Raw genomic sequence first — 21,755 nt, 5'->3', positions numbered from 1 at the left:
GCAGAGGCTGCGTCAACCCCGGTTCGGCGGCGGCATAGCCCAGTTGCTTCCGGAACCCGGCGGCGTCGGCGAGGGCGACCAGGGCGGCGCGCTGCAGGCCGTGCTGCGCGGCCTCTGTGCGGCGGTGGTGCGCCACCGGCCCAGGCCCAGGTCGCGGCCGTCACGGCGCGCCGCCGTGCCGCCACGGATAGGACACGAGGTAGGCGACGACGCTGCCGCCGCGAGAGCCGATCCAACAGTGGGTGGCGGCGAGCTGTAGGCGGTTGCGGTAGAAGGCTGGCTTTCGAGCAGGCTGCCCGGATAGACCTGGGCCTGGATGTCGAGGATGTCCGGGATGTCGTCCGCCCGCATGGGGCGCACGTTCACGCCCCGACTTCCCCCGGCACCCGCGCCCAGGGCCACCAGTATCGCCACACCAGGCTCAGGCGGTTGCGGTTGTCGAGCAGCAGCAGGGCGGCCAGGGCGATGCCCAGGGCCAGCAGGTTGGGCACCAGGGCGGTGGTCCAGGGCTGCCAGCCGTACAGCATGCCGGCGTTCAGCGAGAGCTGGTTCGCCATGAAGTAGGTGACGCCGGCGAGGATGCCGATGAACACCTTGCCGCCGACGCCGCCGCGGCGCGTCTGCATGACGCTGATGGGCGCGGCGATGGCGATCATGATGAACAGGGTGAACGGGTAGACGGCCTTGCGCCAGAGGGCCACCACCTGGCGGTCGGCCACCAGTTGGTTGTCTTCGAGGTAGTCGATGTAGCGCCACAGGTTGAACATCGACATGCGCTCGGGGGTGAGCACGCGCGAGAGCAGAAGTTCGGGCGTGAGCCCGGTCTGCAGGTCGCGTGCGTCTTCCTGGACGAGGCGCACGGGACTGTCCTGGGTGGGCTGGCCGTCGGACAGCGCGCTGGCCGCGTCCGCGGCGATCTCGTTCGCACGCACGTCTGCCAGTGTCAGGACGCCGTTCGCGAAGGTGCCGCGCTCGGCCTGCATCAGGGCGCGCAGGTGCTGGCGGCGGTCGAATTCGTAGATCACGACGTCGCGCACGTTGCCGCTGGGCAGCAGGGTGGCGACGTTGATGACGCGCTCGCCCTCGGGCGTGCGCTCCTTGAACCAGTAGCCGCTCTCGAGGCGTCCGCTGGTGCTGCGTCCGAGCATGGTGAGGTTGGCTTCGCTCAGCTTGATCTCGGTGGCCGGCACGATGAACTCGGCGAGCAGCACGGCGATGATCACGAGAGGCAGCACGATGCGCCAGAGCATGCGCATCAAGCCCATGGCGCTCACGCCGGACACGCGCAGGATGACCAGTTCATGCCGCTGGGCGAGCCCGGCCAGTGCCAGGATGGCGCCGATGAGCAGGCCGATGGGAAGCAGGTCGTACAAGCGCGTCGGCAGGTCGAGGACTTCCAGGTAGAGCAGGTGGATCAGGCGGAAGTCGTCGCCCACGCGGTCGAGCTTGTCCACCAGGGAGAAGAAGGTGAACAGCCCGACCAGCGCGACCACCACCACCGCGCAGGAGCGATAGATCTCCTTTGCGATGTAGCGGCGGGAAGTTCTCACACTGTCAGTCCGTGGTACTTGCGGCCGATGGCCACGGTGGCCTCGAAGAAGCCGGCCTTGCTGCCGCAGTCGTAGCGCGTGCCTTCGTAGCGGTAGGCGAAGACCTTGCGTTCGTTGAGCAGGGCGGCGATGGCGTCGGTGAGCTGGATCTCGCCGCCCACGCCCTGCTGGGTGCGCCGCAGCATCTCGAAGATCTGGGGCTCGAGCACGTAGCGGCCGACCACGGCGAGGTTGGACGGCGCGTCCGCGGGCTTGGGCTTCTCGACGATGCTGGTGATCTGCTCGGTGCGCCCGTCGACCGGCTCGGCGGCGACGATGCCGTACTTGTCGGTGTCCTGCTTGGGGACTTCCTGCACGCCGATCACGCTGCCGTTCTGCGCATGCGCGGCCTGGATCAACTGGCGCGTCACCGCCACGTCGGCGTCGATCAGATCGTCGGCGAGCAGCACGGCGAAGGGTTCGTCGCCCACCACCGGGGCGGCGCACAGCACGGCGTGGCCCAGGCCGAGCGGGCTGGCCTGGCGGATGTAGATGCAGTTCACGTGCGGCGGCAGGATGTTGCGCACCGAGTCCAGCAGTTCGTGCTTCTGCTTGGCCTCGAGCACGGCCTCGAGTTCGGGGGCGGAATCGAAGTGGTCCTCGATGGCCCGCTTGTTGCGGCCGATGATGAAGATGAGGTCGGTGACGCCTGCCGCGACGGCTTCCTCGACGGCGTACTGGATCAGCGGTTTGTCAACCACCGGCAGCATTTCCTTCGGGCTGGCTTTGGTCGCGGGAAGGAACCGCGTGCCCAGGCCGGCCACGGGAAAAACGGCTTTGCGAACAGGTTTCATAGTCTAGTGTCGGATGGTCGTCGGAATCGGGAGGCGCCTGCCCAGGGCCGGCGCGAGCGCGCAACGCAAGATTGTCGCAGAAGCGGGTCGGACGGGAACGCAATTTTCCTGCCCGGCCTTCTTCTATCCTACCTTACGGAATGCTGACTTGTCGCATGCGCAGCATAATCGTATTGGTACGAGAGTTCAGATAGCGGGTTGCGCCGCGCTGGTCATAGAAGCGCGGGTTGGGCAGCATGGCCGCGAGCTGCGCCGCCTGGCGCTGGGCCAATCCGGACGCATTCGTACGGAAATGGTGCTGTGCAGCAGCCTGCGCGCCGAAGACGCCTTCGCCCCATTCGGCCACATTCAGATACAACTCCAGGATGCGTTCCTTGCTCATCACGTGCTCGATCATCCAGGTGATGACCAGTTCCTGCCCTTTGCGCGCATACGAGCGCGAGTTCGACAGGAAGAGATTCTTCGCCAGTTGCTGGGTGATCGTGGAACCGCCGCGCATCACGCCGGATACGCGTGCGCCCTCCCCGGCGCCGGCGCGGCGCTCGGCCAGCGTGCGGTTGTGCTCCCAGGCAGCGCGCACGGCGTTCCACTCCACGCCGCCGTGGTTGACGAAATTGCTATCCTCGGCGGCCACCACCGCGCGCTTGAGCGAGCTCGATATGCGCTCGTAGGGCACCCACTGGTAGCGCAGCTCGGCATCGGGCCTGGTGGTGTGCAGCTCGCGCATGGCCGAGCGCATGATGGGCGTGCTGGCGGGCGGGTTGCTGCTGTACCAGACCACCCAGCACAAGTACCAGAACTGGGCGAGCAGGATGAACGCGAGTACGGCCATCACGGTGCCGAGCACGACCTTGCCCCACGGGATGTCGCGCCCGCGCACGCTGCCGCGGTTGCGTGTATTGCGCGCCTTGGCCATGCGCGCCGTCAACGGGCCAGTTCGGCGCGCAGGCGGGCGATGGTCTGGGCCGTGCTCGGCCGCACGCCATGCCAGATCGCGAAGCTCTCGGCAGCCTGTTCGACCAGCATGCCCAGCCCGTCGGCGGTCCGCGCGCCGTGCTGCGACGCCTCTCGCATGAAGGCGGTGGGCTGGGCGCTGTAGACCATGTCGTAGGCCAGGACGCCGGGCCGGTAGACGCCCTCGGGCAGCGCGGGCAGTTCGTCGGCCAGGCTGCTTGCCGTGGCGTTGATGACGATGTCCCAGCCGGTGGGGTCGGCCGCGGCGCCGAAGCCGCCGGCCTCCAGTGTGGCGTTGTGCGTCTCGCTGGCGAAAAGGCGCGCCAGTTCGACCGCGCGGCTTTCGGTGCGGTTGGCGACGCGCACGCGCGCGCAGCCCGCTTCGATCAGGGCGGGAATCGCGCCGCGCGCGGCGCCGCCCGCGCCCAGTACCAGGATGCTTGCGCCGGCCAGCGGGGCCTCGAGCCGTTCGAGATCGCGCACCAGGCCGATACCATCGGTGTTGCAGCCGTAGAGCTCGCCGTCCTGCCACCACAGCGTGTTGACCGCGCCGGCCAGGCGGGCACGGGGCGACAGGTGGCGGCTGGCGCGCTGCCAGGCCTGTACCTTGAAGGGGACGGTCACGTTGGCGCCCGCTCCGCCCGCGGCATGCAGGCGGTCCAGGGTGTCGTCAAAGCCGTCGAGCGGTGCGAGCAGGCGTTCGTACTGCAGCTCGACGCCGGTCTGGCGCGCGAAGTCGGCATGGATGGACGGCGATCGGCTGTGCGCGATCGGGTTGCCGATCACAGCGTAGCGCTTGGGCGGGCGGGCGGCCATCAAGGGGTCTCCGGGTTGTTGCTGGGTAGCGCCGGGGGCGTTGCGGCCGCGGCGCCGGGTGATGCGGCGTCCGACGCCTGACTCGTCGTCACTGCATCGTTCTGGAAATGCCAGGTCCGCGTGATCGCGATGACGTCGGTGTCCTGGCGCACGGCATCGGGAAACGGCGCGAACGGCGCGGCGCGCTCCACGATGTCGCGCGCGGCTTCGTTGAGCACGGCGTGCTCCGAGGGCTGATCGATCACCATGCTCTCCACGCTGCCGTCGGCGCGCACGAACACCGTCATGCGCAAGGACCCGTACAGCCGGCCGCGGGCCGCCTCCGGGTACTCGCGGTTGCCCACCTCCTCGACGCGCTCGCGCCAGGCTTCGACGTAGGCGGCGTAGGGCCAGGCCGAGGCCGAAGGCGCGAAGTAATGGCGCCGGGGCTGCCGATTGTAGGCTTCGATGCGCGCGGCGATGGCGGCGTATTGCTGCGCGAGCTGCGCCATCGTGGCGTCGTCCTGGCCTTCGGCCGAGCTGGCGCCGCCGCCGGCGCCCGCGCGCTGCTCGGCGGCCTGCGCATAACCCGCACGCAGCGCCACCATGAGATCGCGCTGCAGGGCTTCGAGTTCCTGCTGGCGTGTCTGCTCGCGGGCCAGCAGGATGCGCGTCTCCTCGGCCTGCGCGGGCAGGGGCGAGCGCGCGGCGCCGGCGCTGTGCTCGCCGCCGCCGTCCATGTCGGCCTGCGCGAGCACGGTCGGCTCGACCGGCTTGTCCTGCGTCAGGGTGTTGAGCAGGACCACGTCCAGGCGCGCATCGGCCGGGCTGCGCGGCGCGGCCGGGGCATGAAAGCGCAGCGCCAGGACGAGGATGTGCACGGCGAGCGACACCGCCACGCCGATGTACAGATAGCGGCGTGCGGCGGCTGGCCAGTGCGGCCCGGAAAGGGGGGCGGCGTGAATCACGCCGGCATTGTATGGCGAGAGGGCGGCCGCCTCCAGCGCGAGGAGCCGGCGGGCGCGCCTCAGAGCAGCAGTGGGCCGGCCAGCGTCAGCCAGGTCGTTGCGCACAGGGCCAGGGCGAGCAGCACGGCCGCGCTGCCATAGTCCTTGGCGCGTCCGGCGAGGCGGTGCGATTCCAGCGAGATGCGGTCCACGGCGGCCTCGATGCCGGAGTTGAGCAGTTCGACGATCAGCACGAGCAGCACCGAGCCCGCCAGCGCGAGCCGGGCCACGGGCTCGATCGGCAACAGGGCCGCGACCGGCAGCAGCACCGCCGCGAGCGTCACTTCCTGACGGAACGCGCTTTCGTGGCGCCAGGCCTGGCGCAGCCCGCGGCGCGAGTGATGCCAGGCGTTGAGGATGCGGCGCAGTCCGCGCGCGCCCTTGTACGGGCTGACGTCCTCGCCACCGCCCGGCGCGTCCGGGTAGCGGATGGGTTGCAGGTTGGCGACGAAGGTCTCGGCGGCGGCGCGCCAGGAGAAGGTTTCGGCATGCGCCCGGGCGCGCTCGCGCGGGATGGTGAGGGCCTGCAGACAGGCGCTGCGCAAGTCCTCGGACAGCACGCCGGCGTCGGAGTCGCCGATCACGTCCACCGGGCCGCTCACCGGATAGGCCGCGACCGGGCAGCCGCAGGCCATGGCTTCGAGGAGCACCAGGCCGAAGGTGTCGGTGCGGCTCGGGAAGACGAACACGTCGGCGGCGTTGTACAGGCTCGCCAGTTCGGCTTGCGAGAGCACGCCGGTGAAACGCGCCTCGGGATAGCGCCGCCGCAGATCGGCCAGGGCCGGGCCGTCGCCGGCGACCCACTTGGTGCCCGGCAGCTCGAGCGACAGGAAGGCGTCGAGGTTCTTCTCCACGGCGACGCGGCCCACGCACAGGAAGACCGGCGGCTTGGCGTCGTTGGGCAAGGGTGGGCCCGGGCGGAAGATCTCCAGGTCCACGCCGCGCGACCAGATGACCAGGCGGGCCGGATCGAAGCCGTGGCGCGCAAGATCCTCGCGCACGACGCGGGTGGGCACCAGGACCGCGCTCGCCGCGCCATGGAACCAGCGCAGAAAGCGGTAGCTCACCGTCAGCGGCAGGCGGATGCGCGCGTGCACGTACTCCGGAAAGCGGGTGTGGTAGGCGGTGGTGAAAGGCACCTTCAGGCGGCATGCCCAGGCGCGGGCCGCCAGGCCGAGCGGGCCTTCGGTGGCGATGTGCAGCGCATCCGGACGCTGCTCGTCGAGAAAGCGCCGCACGCGCTGCCCCGGGAACAGGGCCAGCCGGATGTCCGGGTAGGTCGGGCAGGGCAGGGTTGTGAAGTCCAGCGGCGTCAGCAGCCGTACCTCGTGGCCCATGGCTTCGAGCTCATGGCGAGTCTGCTTGAGCGTGCGCACGACGCCGTTGACCTGCGGCTCCCAGGCGTCGGTGACGATGACGATCTTCATTCGTGCAGCGCTCCTTCCGGCAAGGCATAGGGAGCGCTCTCGAGCGAAGGCGTGGCGCGCAGGGCCGGCGTGCCGACCCAGTGCACGATCTCCAGCCGGCCGTCCCAGTGTTCGACCAGGGCGGTCAGGCTCTCCACCCAGTCGCCGTCATTGCAGTAGAGGATGCCGTCGATCTCGCGGATCTCGGCCTTGTGGATGTGGCCGCACACCACGCCGTCGAAGCCGCGCCGGTGCGCCTCCTGCATCAAGGCCTCCTCGAAGGCGGTGATGAAGGCCGCGGCGTCCTTGACCTTGTGCTTGAGGAACTGCGAGAGCGACCAGTACTCGAGCCCCATGCGCGCACGGGCGCGGTTGAACCAGGCGTTGGCGAGCAGGGCGGACTGGTAGAGGCGATCGCCCAGGTAGGCGAGCCAGCGCGCGTAGTGCATGACGCCGTCGAACAGGTCGCCGTGGGTGATCCACAGGCGCTTGCCCTGCAGCGTGGTGTGCTCGGCCTCGTACTGCACGTCGATGCCGCCGAACTGCAGGTCGACGTAGTCGCGGGCGAAGGCGTCGTGGTTGCCCGGGATGTAGACGACCCGGGTGCCGCGGGCGGCCTTGCGCAGGATGTTCTGCACCACGTCGTTGTGCGCCTGCGGCCACTGCCAGCGGCGTTTCAACTGCCAGCCATCGACGATGTCGCCCACCAGGTAGAGCGTGTCGGATTCGTGTGACTGCAGAAAGTCCAGCAGGGGCAGGGCCTGGCAGCCGGCGGTGCCCAGGTGCAGGTCGGAGATCCAGATCGCGCGATAGCGGCGCGTCGTGGCGGCGGAAGGATCGGCAGCTATCCTGGCGTCGTGCATGGCACCTCTCTGGGGTTGCTCGGCGCGCAGCCCCCTGGCGGGGCTGCGTCGCATTGCACGCCATTACGCCATGCCCTCTTGACGGCCGCGTGACAGTGTCGCGGCGGCGCGACGCGGCGGGCGGCGCCCGCCGCTCGGGCTCAGACCGCGGTGTCCGGGCCGTGCACCGGGCTCTCGCCCTGGCCGGCTTCCGCCGTGGCGCTCATGGCCACTTCGAGCGATGCCGCACCATCCAGCAGCGCGCTGGCCGCGCCGTCGCCCAGATAGCGGCATTCCAGCGTCAGCTCGACCTCGTCCATGCCGAGGATTTCGAGCGCGACCACCTCGCCGCGTTGCAGCATGGGCATGCCGGCCACCCGCGTGTAGAAGGGGATGTCGGCCAGGCGGACCACATCGTCGCGCACGACCACCGCGTCGCTGCGCGTCACACCGTGCTGGCGCAGCCAGCGCAGGCACCAGTAGCGCTCCATCGAATCCTGGAAACTCTGGTAGGCGGTGTACTTGCTCTCGAAGGCGCCGATCACCGCGAAGAGATCGGCGTCCTTGGGCTTGTAGGGCGCGGCCAGGCGCGCCGAGACGCCGTGCTCGGCGATGGCGATCAATTGCTGCTGGTTGACCAGGTCGACGTAGCGGCGCAGCGGCGAGGTGCACCAGGCGTACTGCGGCACGCCCATGGCCTCGTGCGGCAGGGCGTGGGTGCTCATGCGCACACGCCCCATCTGCTGCGAGCGGTAGATGCCGGGCACGCCGTGCTGCGCGAGCATGCCTCCCCACACGCTGTTGGCGAGGATCATGTATTCGGCGACCATGCGGTCCAGCGGTGCGCCGCGCTGGCGCGGCACGATGCGCACGACCGACTCCGGGTCGGTGGGATCGCCGTCGACGTAGAAGCTGTACTCCACGCGGTTGTTGAGCTCGGGCCGCCCGCGCACGGTTTCGCGCACGCGCAGCAGGGCCTTGGCGCCGCGCCAGAGCGGGCGCAGCAGTTCGGCGTAGGGCAGCTCGCGCGTGTCGTCCTCCATCGCGGCCTCGGTCACCAGCGGCTCCAGCTCGTGGTGGCGCAGGTTGGCCGCGATGGTGATGGTCTCCAGCCGGGTGTCGGTCTCCAGCACCTCGCCGCTCTGGGTGTCGATGGTGGCGTACAGCGAGAGCGCGGGCACCGGCTTGCCTTCGTCCAGCGAGAAGGTGCGGATGACCGGATCCGGCTGCATCGGGATCTTGTCACCCGGCATGTAGACCGTGGACATGCGCTGGCGCGCGATCTGGTCGAGTTCGCTGTCGCGGCTCACCGCCAGGGCCGGCGCGGCGATGTGCACGCCGACCCGGATGCGGTCGGCGGCGAGATCCGTCACCGAGAGCGCATCGTCGATCTCGGTGGTCGAGATGTCGTCGAAGGAATAGGCGCGCACCTGGGCCGCCGGCGGCGCCGCGAAGCTGGGCGCAGCCATGTCGGCGAAACCGGTGCCCTTGGGAAACTGCTCCAGCAGGAAGCGGCGGCGCAGCAGCGCGAGCGGGCTGGCCCAGGCGCCCAGCTCCAGCAGCAGGCGCACCGGGTTCTTCTGCGCCTGGGTGCAGGCGAGATCGAGCGCCTTCCACTCCATGCTGTTCTTGTCGGGGCGAAACGCCAGCACGTCGGCCTGGCGCGCGATGGATTCGGGCAGCGTGCCGGCAAGCATCTGGTCGGCCCAGGCCTGCTGCTGCTCGGCCTGCAGCCGTTTCTTCTCGAGCGCGGCAAGGGCGGCCTGCAGGATGTCGGGCGGGGCCGGACGATAGCGCCCGCGCCCGCGGCGGTGAAAGTACACCGGCGCGCCGTGCAGGCAGAGCAGCAGGGCGGTTTCCTCGACGGCGCTGGGCGCGTGGCCGTGGTATTCGGCGGCGAGATCGGTCACGCCGAATTCTTCCTGCGGCGCGACTTCCCACAGGAACGCGGGGTCCAGTTCAGCGCCCGCGGCCTCGGCCTCGCGCATCAGCGTGGCCGGGTCCGGGTTGGCAAAGCGCAGCACGACATTCGACTTCTTGATCTTGCTGCGCTTGCCGCTGGCGGCCTCGACCTGGAGGCTGGCCTCGGCTTCGCTGAAAATGGTGGCGGCCTTGAAGCCGCCATCGTCTTCGTACAGAACGTGCATGGATGGTGTGCGGGGCCCGCGTCGAGGCAGGCCCGGGTATCGGTTGTCAGGAGGCGCGTTCGCGCACGCCGGCAAAGGCCAGGACTTCGGGCATCCAGCGCGCGAAGCCGGAGATGGCGTGGTCGCCGCCCTCGATGATGCGCTGGCGGGCGCCAGGATAGAAAGCGACCATGTCCCGGAAGTCGAGCACTTCGTCACCGGTGGCGGCGACGAGGAAATACCGTTCGGGCCGTGTGATGCGATCCACCGCCAGCGCCGCGAGCTCGTCGACGTATTCGGCCCGGAATACGAACGGCGCGTCGCTATGGTACATGGCGTGCTCGCCGACGTGGGCCGCCAGCTCGCGTGTGGGATGCACCGCCGGATTGAGCAGGACGGCGCGGCAGCCCAGGCGTTCGGCCACCCAGGTCGCATAGTAACCGCCCAGCGAGGAGCCGATCACGGTGATCGCGCTGCCGTGCGGCTCGGCCAGCGAGAGCGCCAGCGCGGCCGCTTCGCGCGGGCTGGCCGGCAGTTGCGGACACATCCATTGCGCGAGCAGGCCGCGCTCGCGCATCGCTTCGGCGAGCAGGCGGGCCTTGTACGAGGCCGGGCCCGAGCGAAAGCCGTGCAGGTAGAGGATCATCGCGCGTCTCCGTCCAGCGCCGCGAGCAGGCGTTCGTGGACGCCGCCGAAGCCGCCATTGCTCATGACGAGAACGTGATCGCCGTCGCGCGCCGCGCGGGCCACCTCGGCGACCAGGGTATCCAGGTCGTCGAAGGCCCGGGCGCGCTCGCCCAGCGGCGCCAGGGCCTCGGCCGGGTTCCAGCCGAGCGCATTGCGGCCCTCGCGGGCGCCATAGCAGAACACTTGGTCGGCCGCCTGCAGCGCGTCCGGCAACTGGGCCTTCATGGCGCCCAGCTTCATGGTGTTGGAGCGCGGTTCGAGCACGGCGAGGATGCGCGCCGCGCCGACGCGCTCGCGCAGACCCGCCACGGTGGTGGCGATCGCGGTGGGGTGGTGTGCGAAGTCGTCGTAGACCGCGACCCCGCGCACGGTGCCGCGCAGCTCCATGCGGCGGCGCACGCCGACGAAGGCACTGAGCGCTTCGATGCCCACCCGGGCATCCACGCCCACGTGCTCGGCCGCCGCCAGGGCGGCCAGCGCATTGGCCCGGTTGTGTTCGCCCTGATGGGCCCAGCGCACGGTGCCCAGCTCGGCGTCGCCGCGCAGCACGGCGAAGCTGCCGTCGGCTGCCACCGGCCCGGCCTGCCATTCGCCGCCCGCGCCCGTGCGCACCAGGCCGGACCAGCAGCCGCGGGCGAGCACCCGCTCGAGTGCGGCGTCGGCCGCCGGCGCCACGATGCGGCCGCTCGCGGGGATCGTGCGCACCAAATGATGGAACTGGGTTTCGATCGCGGCCAGATCCGGAAAGATGTCGGCGTGATCGTATTCCAGGTTGTTGAGCACGGCGGTGCGCGGGCGGTAGTGCACGAACTTCGAACGCTTGTCGAAGAAGGCGGTGTCGTACTCGTCGGCCTCGATCACGAACAGGCCGCGCGAACCCTCGGCCGGCGCCGGGCCCAGGCGCGCGGATACGCCCAGGTCCAGCGGCACCCCGCCGATCAGGAAGGACGGCTCGCGTCCGGCGTGCGCCAGGATGTGCGCCAGCATCGACGAGGTGGTCGTCTTGCCGTGCGTGCCCGCGACCGCGAGCACGTGGCGCCGGCCGAGCACGTGTTCGCCCAGCCATTGCGGGCCGGAGGTGTAGGGCAGGCCGGCATCCAGGACGGCTTCCATCAGCGGGTTGCCGCGCGTGACCACATTGCCCACGACGTACAGATCCGCGCCCAGGCCGATCTGCCCGGCATCGAAGCCGTCGATGAGGCCGATTCCCTGTTCCTCGAGCTGGGTGCTCATGGGGGGGTAGACGCCCGCGTCGCAGCCTGTGACGCGATGGCCGGCCGCGCGCGCGATCAGCGCGAGCCCGCCCATGAACGTGCCGCAGATGCCGAGAATGTGTAGGTGCATGGCGCGCATTGTAGACCGGCCACTTCGCGCCCGGGGCCCGCGCGCCGCGCGTGGCACAATACCTCCATGGCCTTACCGAATCTGCGCGACGAGATCGCCCATGCTGCCGCCCGGATGATCGCCGAGGACGGCCTCGACTACAGCACCGCCAAACGCAAGGCCGTGCGCCAGTTGCTTGGCCAGTCCGCGCCGCCGCGGCGCGAATACATGCCCGACAATACCGAGGTCGAGGAGGCCTTGCGCGACTATCTCGCCATCTACATGGGCGATACCCAGCCGCAGCGCCTGCGCGAGCTGCGCGAATCGGCGCTCGGCCTGATGCAGTGGCTCGAATCGTTCCAGCCCTATCTCACCGGCGCGGTCTGGAACGGCACCGCGGGCGAGCACAGCGACATCGTGCTGCAGTGCTTCACCGATTCGCCCAAGGACGTCGCCATCTTCCTGCTCAACGAGGGCATCGACTTCGACGTCGAGGAGCGCCCCGATTTCCGCGGCCGCGGCACGGTGGAAGCCATGCATTTCGAGCGCGACGGCGAAGGCGTCGTGCTTGCGGTGTACGACCACGACGCGCTGCGCGGCGCGCTCAAGCCAGGCCCCGACGGCCGGGCCGAGCGCGGCGACACGCGCGCGGTGGGCCAGTTGCTGGCCGTGGACGAGGGGCAGGCGTGATGGCGGGTGAACGACAGGATGCGCCGCGCCGCGGCGCAGCTTGGTCGCGCCGGGCATGGCTGGGCGCGGCGACGGGCCTGGCATGCCTGGCGGTGGCCGGCTGTTCGGGGAAGGCCGACGAGGCGGCCGGCGCCGACGCCTTCTTCGAGCGGCGCTTTGCCGATCTGCAAGGCGTGTCCGCCGCCATGTCGGACTATCGCGGCAAGCCCGTGCTGGTGAATTTCTGGGCGACCTGGTGCGCACCGTGCGTGAAGGAAATGCCCGACCTCGATGCGCTCCAGAGCGAATTCCCGCAGGTCGCCTTTGTCGGGATCGGCATCGATTCTGCGGCGAATCTCTCGCAATTTGTGCAGAAGATTCCAGTGCGCTACGATCTGTACGAAGCTCAGGCCAGCGGCCTGGAGCTGATGCGGGCGCTGGGCAGCAATACGGGCGGCCTGCCCTATACCGTGCTGATCGGCGCAGACGGCCGCATCCTGCAATCTTTTGCCGGGCAGATATCCAAAGAAGCGCTGCGGCCGCAGTTGCGGCGCATGGCCGCCGGCACCTGACGGCCGCGTCATTGGACAAGAGCGCCGTTTTGGCGCGAAAATCGCGGCCTTTGATCTTTTTAGTGCGCTATGGCCAGGAACATCCTCGTGCTGCATGGCCCCAACCTCAACCTGCTCGGCACGCGTGAGCCCGAGGTGTATGGCTCCTTGACCCTGGCCGACATCGACGCGCGCCTGGGCGGTATTGCCGACGAGGCGGGCGCGCGCCTGAGTACGTTCCAGAGCAACCACGAAGGTGCGCTCGTCGACCGTATCCAGGCGGCACGCGGCGATGGCACGGATTTCATCGTCATCAACCCGGCAGCCTATACGCATACCAGCATTGCCATGCGGGACGCCCTGGCTGCCGTGGAGATCCCTTTCATCGAAGTTCATCTGTCCAATATTCACCGGCGCGAGCCGTTCCGGCACCACTCCTACTTTTCCGACCTGGCGGTCGGGGTGATCGTGGGCCTGGGCGCGGACGGCTATGTGGCGGCCCTGCGCTGCGCGTTGGCGCGAGGCGCGGCCTGAGGGCGCGCCGATGGGCACAGGTTTGGTCCTCGCCCGTCGTTTTCATCGACCAAAAACACCCAGAGCTGCGCGCCCCGGCGGTGCCGCGGAATCTATCGAACCGGGAAGGTAACAACCCATGGATCTCAGAAAACTCAAAACGCTGATCGACCTCGTCGCAGAATCTGGCATCGCGGAACTCGAAATCACCGAGGGCGAAGGCAAGGTGCGCATCGTCAAGAACACCCAGCCCACCGTGACGCCGATGCAGTGGGCGCACGCGCCCACGCCGGTCGAGGCGCAGGTGCCGACGGCGCCGGCCCAGGCCGCTGCCCCGGCGCCCGCGCCTGCGGCGGTGTCGGGCCACGTGGTCAAGGCGCCGATGGTCGGCACCTTCTACCGCGCGCCCAACCCCGGCGCCGCGCCGTTCATCGACGTCGGCCAGGCGGTCAAGGAAGGCGACACCCTCTGCATCATCGAAGCGATGAAGCTGCTCAACGAGATCGAGGCCGATCAGGCCGGGGTCATCAAGGAAATCCTGGTCGAGAACGGCCAACCGGTCGAATACGGCCAACCGCTATTCGTCATCGGCTGAACGCTATGTTCGAAAAAGTCCTGATCGCCAACCGGGGCGAGATCGCCATGCGCATCCAGCGCGCATGCCGCGAGATGGGTATCAAGACGGTAGTCGTCCACTCCGAGGCCGATCGCGACGCCAAGTACGTGCGCCTGGCCGACGAATCGGTCTGCATCGGTCCCGCTCCGTCGCGCGAAAGCTATCTCAACATGCCGGCCATCATCTCGGCGGCGGAAGTCACCGACGCCGAGGCGATCCACCCGGGCTACGGTTTCCTGTCCGAGAACGCCGACTTTGCCGAGCGCGTCGAGCGCAGCGGTTTCGTGTTCATCGGCCCCAAGTCCGAGACCATCCGCCTGATGGGCGACAAGGTCAGCGCCAAGCAGGCCATGATCGCGGCCGGCATCCCGGTCGTGCCCGGTTCGGACGGCGCGCTGCCCGAGGATCCCAAGGAAGTCATCGAGATCGCGCGGCGGGTCGGCTATCCGGTCATCATCAAGGCCGCCGGCGGCGGCGGCGGGCGCGGCATGCGCGTGGTGCACACCGAGGCTGCGCTGCCCAACGCCGTGCAGATGACGCGTTCTGAAGCCGGTGCGGCCTTCAACAACCCCGAGGTCTATCTCGAGAAGTTCCTCGAGAACCCGCGCCACATCGAGATCCAGGTGCTGGCCGACGGCCAGAAGAACGCCATCTGGCTGGGCGAGCGCGACTGCTCCATGCAGCGCCGCCACCAGAAGGTGGTCGAGGAGGCGCCCGCGCCGCACATCGCGCGCCGCCTGATCGAGCGCATCGGCGATCGCTGCATCGACGCCTGCCGCAAGATCGGCTATCGCGGCGCCGGCACTTTCGAATTCCTGTACGAGAACGGCGAGTTCTACTTCATCGAGATGAACACGCGCGTGCAGGTCGAGCATCCGGTGTCCGAGATGATCACCGGCGTGGACATCGTGCGCCAGCAGATCCTGATCGCCAGCGGCGAGAAGCTCGCGCTGCGCCAGCGCGACATCCAGTTCCGCGGCCACGCCATCGAGTGCCGGATCAACGCCGAGGACCCGTTCCGCTTCACCCCCAGCCCGGGGCGCATCACCAACTGGCACATGCCGGGCGGGCTGGGCATCCGGGTCGATTCGCACGTCTACAACGGCTACTTCGTGCCGCCCAACTACGACTCCATGATCGCCAAGATCATCGCCTACGGCGATACGCGCGAGCAGGCGATCGCCCGCATGCGCGTGGCGCTGTCCGAGGTCGTCGTCGAAGGGATCGTCACCAACGTGCCGCTGCATCGCGAACTGATGCAGGATGCGCGCTTCGTCGAAGGCGGCACCAGCATCCACTATCTCGAGGAGCGCCTGGCGCAGCGCCCGGCCTGAGCCGTGGTGCTTCCGGCGCGGGCCCCTCGCCCGGCGACGGGACCAGATCCATCCAGCGCCCACCGGCGCTGCCCCGGGTGGCGCAACGCCGCGCCACCCGGCTTTCTAGAGTCATTGGAGTGTCGTAGCCATGCGTGAGCTGGTCTTCGAATGTCCGCAGGAGCAGGCCGAGCCCTGGTCGGAAGCGCTGCTCGAAGCCGGCGCGCTGTCGGTATCGGTAGCGGATGCCGACGACGGTACCGACGCGGAAAAACCGTTGTACGGCGAGCCGGGCCTGGAGCCCGAGACGAATGCCTGGGATCGCAACCGCGTGGTGGCCCTGCTCGACGACGAGGAGGACGCCGGCGCCCTGGTGTCCACCGCCTGCGCGGCGCTGGGCCTGGCCGCCGCGCCGTCCTGGACGGTGCGCGAGGTGGCCGATGAAGACTGGGTGCGCCTGACCCAGGCGCAGTTCGACCCGATCGCGGTCGACGGCCGCATCTGGATCGTGCCGAGCTGGCACGAGGTGCCCGCGGACGCCGCCGGCGCCGACGTGTGCATCCGCCTGGACCCCGGGCTCGCCTTCGGCACGGGCAGCCATCCCACCACCCACTTGTGCCTGGGCTGGCTCGCCGAACATCTCACGCCGGGCGCCAGCGTGCTCGACTACGGCTGCGGCTCCGGCATCCTCGCCATCGCCGCGGGCAAGCTGGGGGCGGGCGCGGTACTGGGCGTGGACATCGACGCCCAGGCCGTGCAGGCCACGCAGGACAACGCCCAGGTCAACGGCGTCGCGCTCGACGCCATGCTGCCGGAGGCCATGCCGGCGGGCCAGTTCGAGTTCGTGCTCGCCAACATCCTGTCCAACCCGCTGAAGGTGCTCGCGCCCATGCTCTGCGGCCGCGTGGCTCCGGGCGGGCGCTTGGTGCTGTCCGGCGTGCTCGAGCGCCAGGCCGAGGAAGTCGCCGCCGCCTATGCGCCGTGGATCACGCTGTCGGTCTGGCGCGCGCTCGACGGCTGGGTCTGCCTGCACGGTCAGAAACCTTGAGATGAGACCCACCCCCTACGCGCTGACGCGCGCCCCCTCAAGGGGGCGGCACTGGCGGACCGGCAAAGCCGGCTCCGCTGTGCCCTGGATCGTATCGCCGCCGTGTCATACGTCGGGGTGGCGCGCAGCGCCGTGGATAACTGAGATGAAACTGCCCACGCTCACTGCGTTCGCTGCCCCCGAAGGGGGCTTCAGCCTCCTTCGGGCGGCCGGGCGGAGGCTGACATGAAACCACCCCCACGCTCACTGCGTTCGCTGCCCCCCGAGGGGGGCTTCAGCCTCCTTCGGGCGGCCGGGCGGAGGCTGACATGAGCACCTCGCTGATTACGCGCTGTCCCAATTGCTCGACGGCGTTCCGGGTGGTGGCGGAGCAGTTGAGACTGCGCGGCGGCCGTGTGCGCTGCGGCATCTGCCACCACGTGTTCGACGCCACGGCCCACGCTGTGTCGCCTGGCGCGCCGCGTGCCGGCGCGCCGGCTTCGGCGGGCGAGACGGCGGGCGCTACGTCCGGCGCAGGCCGGGAGCCCATCGTCGCCGCCCCCCGGGCGCCGGCGCGCGAGCCGGGCGGCGTACCGACCGGCAGCGTCTGGACGCGCCGGGAGCCGACGGCCGCGCCCCCCGTCCCCTCGCCCGACAGTTCACGCGTGCGCTATGCGCATCTGGAGGTCGAGGCCACCGAGGCAAACGACGAGCCCGCCCCCGCGCCCGAGCGTCGCAGCAGTGTCGGCGGCCGAGCCGAGCCGGGCCTGGGCCGGCATACCCCCTTGCCGACGACGGCAGCGCGCAGCGAGCCCCGTTTCGCCGCGGACGAAGCCGGCCGCGGCCAGACCTCCGGCGCCGCTCGCCACGAGCCTCGATTCGTCACGCAGCCCGCGGGCCGTGCTGCAGCCGCACCGCCTGCCGAGCCACGACTGGGCGCCGCAGCGCCGCTGCCGGACGACGAAGGCGACGCGCCTGCGTTCGTCGCGCGGGAACCCGCACGGCCGCGCGAGCCCAGCCTGGGCCAGTCGCGGCCGATCCCGCCTGCCGCGGCGCCGCACGACGACGCGCGCGCCGATGCGCGCCTGGCCGATGCGCAGGAGGACGACGATACCGATGACGTGTTGCGCGCAGCGTCCTCCGATGCACATGAGGCCGGCTGGGGCGACGCCCGCTGGCGGGAGGAGGATCCGCTCCTGCGTCATCCCGGGGTGGATGGGCCGGAGTACGCCGCGGCGCGCGGCGCGCCCTGGCCGCCCCCGCTGCTGTCGCGCACGCGGCGCCGCCATTCGGTGGCCATCCGGCTGTTCGCCCTCGGGCTGCTGCTGGCCCTGCTCCTGCTGGCCTTGCAGGCCGTGTGGTGGTGGCGCAAGCCGCTGGCCACGCATGTGCCGTCCACGCGCCCCGCGCTGGAGATGGTGTGCGGCTGGTTCGGCTGCGAGATCGGCTACGTGCGTGCGCCGCAGCGCCTGTCGATCGAATCCTCGTCGGTGCAGCCCGATACCTCCGCCCCCACCGGCGACACGTCGCAACGCCTCACCCTGACGGCGGTGCTGCGCAACCGCGCGAGCCACGACCAGCCGTGGCCCTCGCTCGAGGTCAGCCTGACCGACTACTCCGATACGGTGGTGATCCGGCGCGTGCTGCCGCCATCGGCCTATCTGCCGCCGGCGGCGCTCGAGCAGCCGTTCGCCGCCGGCAGCGAGCGCAAGATCGAAGTGGCCCTGCGCGCGCGCGGCGTGCCCATCAGCGGCTACCGGCTGGCCCTGTTCTTTCCTTGATTTTACGGTGCGGGCCGTGCCGCCACGGCCCACGCTGCTCCTCAAACCATTGCACGCCCGCGGGCGATACAGGTTAACGGCATGACTGCTCCCGTCATCGTATGTGGTTCCATGGCTTTCGACACCATCATGTTGTTCGATGGGCACTTCAAGGACCACATCCTGCCCGACCAGATCCACACCCTGAGCGTGTCCTTTCTGGTGCCGGGCATGCGCAAGGAGTTCGGCGGCTGCTCGGGCAACATCGCCTACAGCCTGCGCCTGCTCGGCGGCAATCCGATCCCGGTGGCTACCGTGGGGGTCGACGCCGAGGACTACCTGGCGCGCCTGCGCGGCCTGGGCATCGAGACGCGCTGGGTGCGCGTGGCCGGCGAGACCTTCACGGCCCAGTGCTTCATCACCAACGATCTGTCGGACAACCAGATCACGGCCTTTCACCCCGGGGCGATGGCGCTCTCGGCCGGGAACGACCTCACCGAGGCGCCGGGCGAGTGGGGCATCGTCGCCCCCGACGCCAAGGACGCCATGTTCGCGCATGCCGAGCGCCTGCACGCGCGTGGCATCCCGTTCGTGTTCGACCTGGGCCAGGCCATGCCGTTGTTCGACAAGGCCGACCTGGAGCGCATGCTGGGCCTGGCCCAGGTGCTCACGGTCAACGACTACGAGGGGCATGTCGTGGAGCAGCGCATCGGACGCAGCATGCGCGAGATCGCAACCGGGCTGCAGGCCGTGGTGGTGACCCGCGGCGCCGAGGGCGCCACGCTGTACGAGAACGGCGAGCAAGTGCAGATCGCCGCCGTCAAGCCGGATGCCGTGGTCGATCCGACCGGCTGCGGCGACGCGTATCGCGCGGGCCTGCTGTATGGCGTGACCAACGGCTGGCGCTGGGCCGACGCCTGCCGCCTGGCCAGCGTCATGGGGGCGATCAAGGTGGCGCACCGCGGCCCGCAGAACCACCAGCCCACGCGCGAAGAGATCGCCCGGCGCCTGAAGGACGCCTACGGTCTGGAAATGTGAGCCCGTTGTGGCGGTGGAGGCCCTGCACCGCCCGCCCGGGCAGCCCGGGCGTTGACGGGCCTAGGCCAACAACAGCGCGTAGCTCATGCGGGCGACGATCATCAGGGCCACCTGGGCCAGGATGATGACGACCAGCGGCGAGAGGTCCAGGCCGCCCATGCGCGGCAGGATGCGGCGCACAGGGTCCAGGATGGGCGCGGTGAGCGCGTAGAGCAGGCCCATGGCGGGGGCCTGCGGATTGATCCAGGACATGATGGCCTGGATCAGCGTGACCCAGACGATCAGGTTCAGCGTCCATTTCAGGACCAGCAGCGCGGCCACGCCCAGGCTGACGGGCAGGGCGGCGAGTACGCCGATCCCGCTGGCGGCCACCAGCAACAGGGTATAGACCAGCCCCGTCAGCCATGCGCCCACCACGCTCGCCCAATCGACGCCGCCAAAGCCTGGAACGACGCGGCGCAGCGGTATCACCAGCCAGTTGGTGGCCTGGGCGATGCCGCGCGTGAGCGGATTGAAGGGGTGGACTCGCGCAGCCTGCATCCAGGCGCGCAGGATGAACGCTGCGCCGTACAGCGTGAAACCGATTTCGAGCAGGAAGCGGAGGATGTCGCCGAACATGCGTGTGCGTAGGCCTGGAGTCGGTTGAAAAAGGAAAGCGGCATTGTCGCATGTGGGGACAGGCCGCGCGGGGGCAAGCCGCAGGTGGCTGGCCCATCACGAGAAAACGGCGCCGCCCCGAGGGGTGGCGCCGTCATGGCCTGGCTGGCAGGTCCGGACGCTTACGGACGACCGCCGGTCGGGAACGGCCAGGCCGCGATCGGATTGGTCGCGGTCTTGGCCGGTGCTGCCGGCGTCTTCTTCACGGCCGGCTTCTTGGCCGCGGGCTTCTTGGCGGGCGCCTTCTTGGCCGGCGCAGGCGTGCTCGTCTTCTTGGCCGGGGCCTTCTTGACTGCTGCCTTGGTCGCAGGCGCCTTCTTGGCTGCCGCCTTCTTCACCGCAGCCTTCTTGGCCGGGGCCTTCTTGGCGGCAACCTTCTTCACAGCCGCCTTCTTGGCTGCGACCTTCTTGACGGCTGCCTTCTTGGCCGGAGCCTTCTTGGCTGCAACCTTCTTCACTGCGGCTTTCTTGGCCGGCGCCTTCTTGGCGGCGACCTTCTTCACCGCAGCCTTCTTGGCGGCGACTTTCTTCACTGCGGCTTTCTTGGCTGGCGCCTTCTTGGCGGCCGCCTTCTTTGCCGCGGCCTTCTTGGCGGGGGCTTTCTTGGCTGTTGCCATGGTTTACTCCTAAAAGTCAGGGCCCATAACACATGCCCGACGGACACCTGCCCGGCGGACCCTCCACGGTTTCGAACCAGCCGCCGCAGGTGCGGCGACCTGCGCAGGTTCTGGCCATGGAGGCACTACAGCCATCTGAGATGGCCCGCACCGCAGGGTGTGAGCCATATCAGATGGCACCGCGCACGGCCGCAGAAAACCCGCGGTTCGCACGCGTTTACCGAAGTGTCATGAGCCCAGGCTCGGGAGCATGGAGCAGGGAGGGAGCCATGGCCGGCACCGGCCATCGCGTCAGTCCCAACTCAGCGCACCACCCGTCTGATACTCGATGACACGGGTCTCGAAAAAGTTGCGCTCCTTCTTGATGTCGATCATTTCCGCCATCCAGGGGAAGGGGTTCTCTTCCTGGCCGAACAGCGGCTCGAGACCGATCTGCTGGCACCGCCGGTTGGCGATGAAGCGCAGATAGGACTTGAACATGGGCGCATTCAGGCCGAGCACGCCACGCGGCATGGTGTCCTCGGCGTAGGCATATTCCAGCTCGACAGCGGTCTTGAACAGTTCGCGGATCTCTTCGCGGAACGCCGGCGTCCACAGGTGCGGGTTCTCGAGCTTGATCGTGTTGATGAGGTCGATGCCGAAGCTGCAGTGCATGGATTCATCGCGCAGGATGTACATGTACTGCTCGGCGGCGCCCGTCATCTTGTTCTGCCGGCCCAGCGCGAGGATCTGCGTGAAGCCCACGTAGAAGAACAGGCCTTCCATCAGGCACGCAAACACGATCAGTGACTTCAGCAGCTTCTGGTCGGCCTCGGGCGTGCCGGTGACGAAGTTCGGATCGGCGATGGCGTCGATGAAGGGGATCAGGAACTCGTCCTTGGCGCGGATCGACGGGACTTCGTTGTAGGCGTTGAAGATCTCCGCCTCATCCAGGTCCAGGCTTTCGACGATGTACTGGTACGCGTGCGTGTGGATGGCTTCCTCGAAGGCCTGGCGCAGCAGGAACTGGCGCGCTTCGGGTGCCGTGATGTGCCGGTAGGTGCCCAGCACGATGTTGTTCGCCGCGAGCGAGTCGGCCGTGACGAAGAAGCCCAGGTTGCGCTTGACGATGCGCCGCTCGTCCTCGGTGAGGCCGTTGGGGTTCTTCCACAGCGCGATGTCGCGCGACATGTTGATTTCCTGCGGCATCCAGTGGTTGGCGCAGGTGGCCAGGTACTTCTCCCAGGCCCACTTGTATTTGAAGGGGACTAGCTGGTTGACGTCGGTCTTGCCGTTGATGATGCGCTTGTCGGCCATGCGCACGCGCTGGCTGGCGCCGGCCGCAGCCGCCGCCTGCGGCGGCTGGGCGACGTCGTTGTCCATGGCGTGCGCGGCCAGGCGGGGCTCGCCGCCCGTCGCGCCGGTGGCGGACGGGTCGTGGGTGGGCTTGGGTGTCGGGGTGTCTTCTTCCCAGGAAAGCATGTCGTTGATC

General features: G+C 69.3%; 21 protein-coding genes and 1 pseudogene. 8 read left to right on the top strand and 14 right to left on the bottom strand.

Translation table 11 applies throughout. The annotated features are described in order from the left end of the window. Positions 1–362 precede the first annotated feature (362 nt). The 11 genes and pseudogenes from lptG to mpl all read right to left on the bottom strand — a co-directional run bounded on the left by lptG (position 363) and on the right by mpl (position 11,544). Positions 363–1,550, bottom strand: coding sequence for an LPS export ABC transporter permease LptG (lptG, locus tag FOZ76_RS25380; RefSeq protein WP_143951080.1), 1,188 nt, complete (start codon positions 1,548–1,550; stop codon positions 363–365). Beyond that, the gene (galU, locus tag FOZ76_RS25375; protein WP_143951079.1) at positions 1,547–2,383 is read right to left on the bottom strand and encodes a UTP--glucose-1-phosphate uridylyltransferase GalU; all 837 of its coding nucleotides are present in this window, start codon (positions 2,381–2,383) and stop codon (positions 1,547–1,549) included. The genes lptG and galU overlap by 4 nt, the downstream gene beginning before the upstream one ends. 133 nt (positions 2,384–2,516) lie before the next feature. Then, complete coding sequence (gene mtgA, locus FOZ76_RS25370) at positions 2,517–3,299, bottom strand: monofunctional biosynthetic peptidoglycan transglycosylase (protein WP_143951270.1); 783 nt, start codon at positions 3,297–3,299, stop codon at positions 2,517–2,519. An 8-nt stretch (positions 3,300–3,307) separates the two neighbouring features. Beyond that, entirely contained in the window at positions 3,308–4,153 is an 846-nt protein-coding gene (gene aroE / locus FOZ76_RS25365; RefSeq protein ID WP_143951269.1) for a shikimate dehydrogenase, read from the bottom strand. Continuing rightward, a complete protein-coding gene (locus FOZ76_RS25360) occupies positions 4,153–5,100 on the bottom strand; it encodes an energy transducer TonB family protein (RefSeq protein WP_143951078.1) in 948 nt (315 codons plus the stop codon). Before FOZ76_RS25360 ends, aroE begins: the two co-directional genes overlap by 1 nt. A 59-nt stretch (positions 5,101–5,159) precedes the next feature. Continuing rightward, positions 5,160–5,423 (bottom strand): diacylglycerol kinase, encoded by a 264-nt coding sequence (locus FOZ76_RS27770; RefSeq protein WP_246129782.1) that lies wholly within the window; start codon positions 5,421–5,423, stop codon positions 5,160–5,162. Between the two features lie 141 nt (positions 5,424–5,564). Continuing rightward, positions 5,565–6,566: pseudogene (locus FOZ76_RS25355) on the bottom strand (glycosyltransferase family 4 protein); the annotation flags it as partial. Beyond that, positions 6,563–7,408, bottom strand: coding sequence for a UDP-2,3-diacylglucosamine diphosphatase (locus FOZ76_RS25350; RefSeq protein WP_143951076.1), 846 nt, complete (start codon positions 7,406–7,408; stop codon positions 6,563–6,565). The pseudogene FOZ76_RS25355 and the gene FOZ76_RS25350, both read right to left, overlap by 4 nt. 140 nt (positions 7,409–7,548) lie before the next feature. Then, the gene (locus FOZ76_RS25345) at positions 7,549–9,534 is read right to left on the bottom strand and encodes an RNB domain-containing ribonuclease (protein WP_143951075.1); all 1,986 of its coding nucleotides are present in this window, start codon (positions 9,532–9,534) and stop codon (positions 7,549–7,551) included. A 46-nt stretch (positions 9,535–9,580) separates the two neighbouring features. Continuing rightward, entirely contained in the window at positions 9,581–10,159 is a 579-nt protein-coding gene (locus FOZ76_RS25340) for a YqiA/YcfP family alpha/beta fold hydrolase (protein ID WP_143951074.1), read from the bottom strand. Then, positions 10,156–11,544, bottom strand: a complete 1,389-nt coding sequence (gene mpl, locus FOZ76_RS25335) for a UDP-N-acetylmuramate:L-alanyl-gamma-D-glutamyl-meso-diaminopimelate ligase (protein WP_143951073.1) — start codon at positions 11,542–11,544, stop codon at positions 10,156–10,158. The genes FOZ76_RS25340 and mpl overlap by 4 nt, the downstream gene beginning before the upstream one ends. A gap of 66 nt (positions 11,545–11,610) precedes the next feature. On the opposite strand from mpl, the gene FOZ76_RS25330 reads away from it, so the two are divergent. The 8 genes from FOZ76_RS25330 (at position 11,611) to FOZ76_RS25295 (ending at position 19,010) form a co-directional block, all read left to right on the top strand. Continuing rightward, positions 11,611–12,213: a hypothetical protein gene (locus FOZ76_RS25330; protein ID WP_143951072.1), complete on the top strand. Its 603-nt coding sequence runs from the start codon at positions 11,611–11,613 to the stop codon at positions 12,211–12,213. Positions 12,214–12,305: 92 nt separating this feature from the next. Next, positions 12,306–12,764, top strand: a complete 459-nt coding sequence (locus FOZ76_RS25325; protein ID WP_281283045.1) for a TlpA family protein disulfide reductase — start codon at positions 12,306–12,308, stop codon at positions 12,762–12,764. Between the two features lie 69 nt (positions 12,765–12,833). Next, positions 12,834–13,277: a type II 3-dehydroquinate dehydratase gene (gene aroQ / locus FOZ76_RS25320; RefSeq protein WP_143951070.1), complete on the top strand. Its 444-nt coding sequence runs from the start codon at positions 12,834–12,836 to the stop codon at positions 13,275–13,277. Between the two features lie 118 nt (positions 13,278–13,395). Then, entirely contained in the window at positions 13,396–13,851 is a 456-nt protein-coding gene (gene accB, locus FOZ76_RS25315; protein ID WP_143951069.1) for an acetyl-CoA carboxylase biotin carboxyl carrier protein, read from the top strand. 5 nt (positions 13,852–13,856) lie between these two features. Then, complete coding sequence (gene accC / locus FOZ76_RS25310) at positions 13,857–15,206, top strand: acetyl-CoA carboxylase biotin carboxylase subunit (protein ID WP_143951068.1); 1,350 nt, start codon at positions 13,857–13,859, stop codon at positions 15,204–15,206. A 130-nt stretch (positions 15,207–15,336) separates the two neighbouring features. Beyond that, positions 15,337–16,233, top strand: a complete 897-nt coding sequence (prmA, locus tag FOZ76_RS25305; RefSeq protein ID WP_143951067.1) for a 50S ribosomal protein L11 methyltransferase — start codon at positions 15,337–15,339, stop codon at positions 16,231–16,233. Between the two features lie 308 nt (positions 16,234–16,541). Next, positions 16,542–17,993 carry a DUF3426 domain-containing protein gene (locus FOZ76_RS25300; RefSeq protein WP_143951066.1) on the top strand — a complete coding sequence of 484 codons (1,452 nt, stop codon included), beginning with the start codon at positions 16,542–16,544 and terminating at the stop codon, positions 17,991–17,993. A gap of 81 nt (positions 17,994–18,074) precedes the next feature. Continuing rightward, positions 18,075–19,010: a carbohydrate kinase family protein gene (locus tag FOZ76_RS25295; RefSeq protein WP_143951065.1), complete on the top strand. Its 936-nt coding sequence runs from the start codon at positions 18,075–18,077 to the stop codon at positions 19,008–19,010. A 60-nt stretch (positions 19,011–19,070) separates the two neighbouring features. On the opposite strand, the gene FOZ76_RS25290 is transcribed toward FOZ76_RS25295, so the two are convergent. The 3 genes from FOZ76_RS25290 to FOZ76_RS25280 all read right to left on the bottom strand — a co-directional run bounded on the left by FOZ76_RS25290 (position 19,071) and on the right by FOZ76_RS25280 (position 21,745). Next, positions 19,071–19,628 carry a YggT family protein gene (locus tag FOZ76_RS25290; RefSeq protein WP_143951064.1) on the bottom strand — a complete coding sequence of 186 codons (558 nt, stop codon included), beginning with the start codon at positions 19,626–19,628 and terminating at the stop codon, positions 19,071–19,073. Positions 19,629–19,789: 161 nt separating this feature from the next. Continuing rightward, positions 19,790–20,284: a histone H1-like DNA-binding protein gene (locus tag FOZ76_RS25285; RefSeq protein WP_143951063.1), complete on the bottom strand. Its 495-nt coding sequence runs from the start codon at positions 20,282–20,284 to the stop codon at positions 19,790–19,792. Positions 20,285–20,575: 291 nt separating this feature from the next. Then, complete coding sequence (locus FOZ76_RS25280; protein WP_143951062.1) at positions 20,576–21,745, bottom strand: ribonucleotide-diphosphate reductase subunit beta; 1,170 nt, start codon at positions 21,743–21,745, stop codon at positions 20,576–20,578. Positions 21,746–21,755 lie beyond the last annotated feature (10 nt).

Source organism: Verticiella sediminum, assembly GCF_007558815.1.
In the GTDB taxonomy this organism is placed as follows: Bacteria; Pseudomonadota; Gammaproteobacteria; order Burkholderiales; family Burkholderiaceae_B; genus Verticiella; species Verticiella sediminum.
This window is presented reverse-complemented; position numbering and strand designations above follow the sequence as displayed.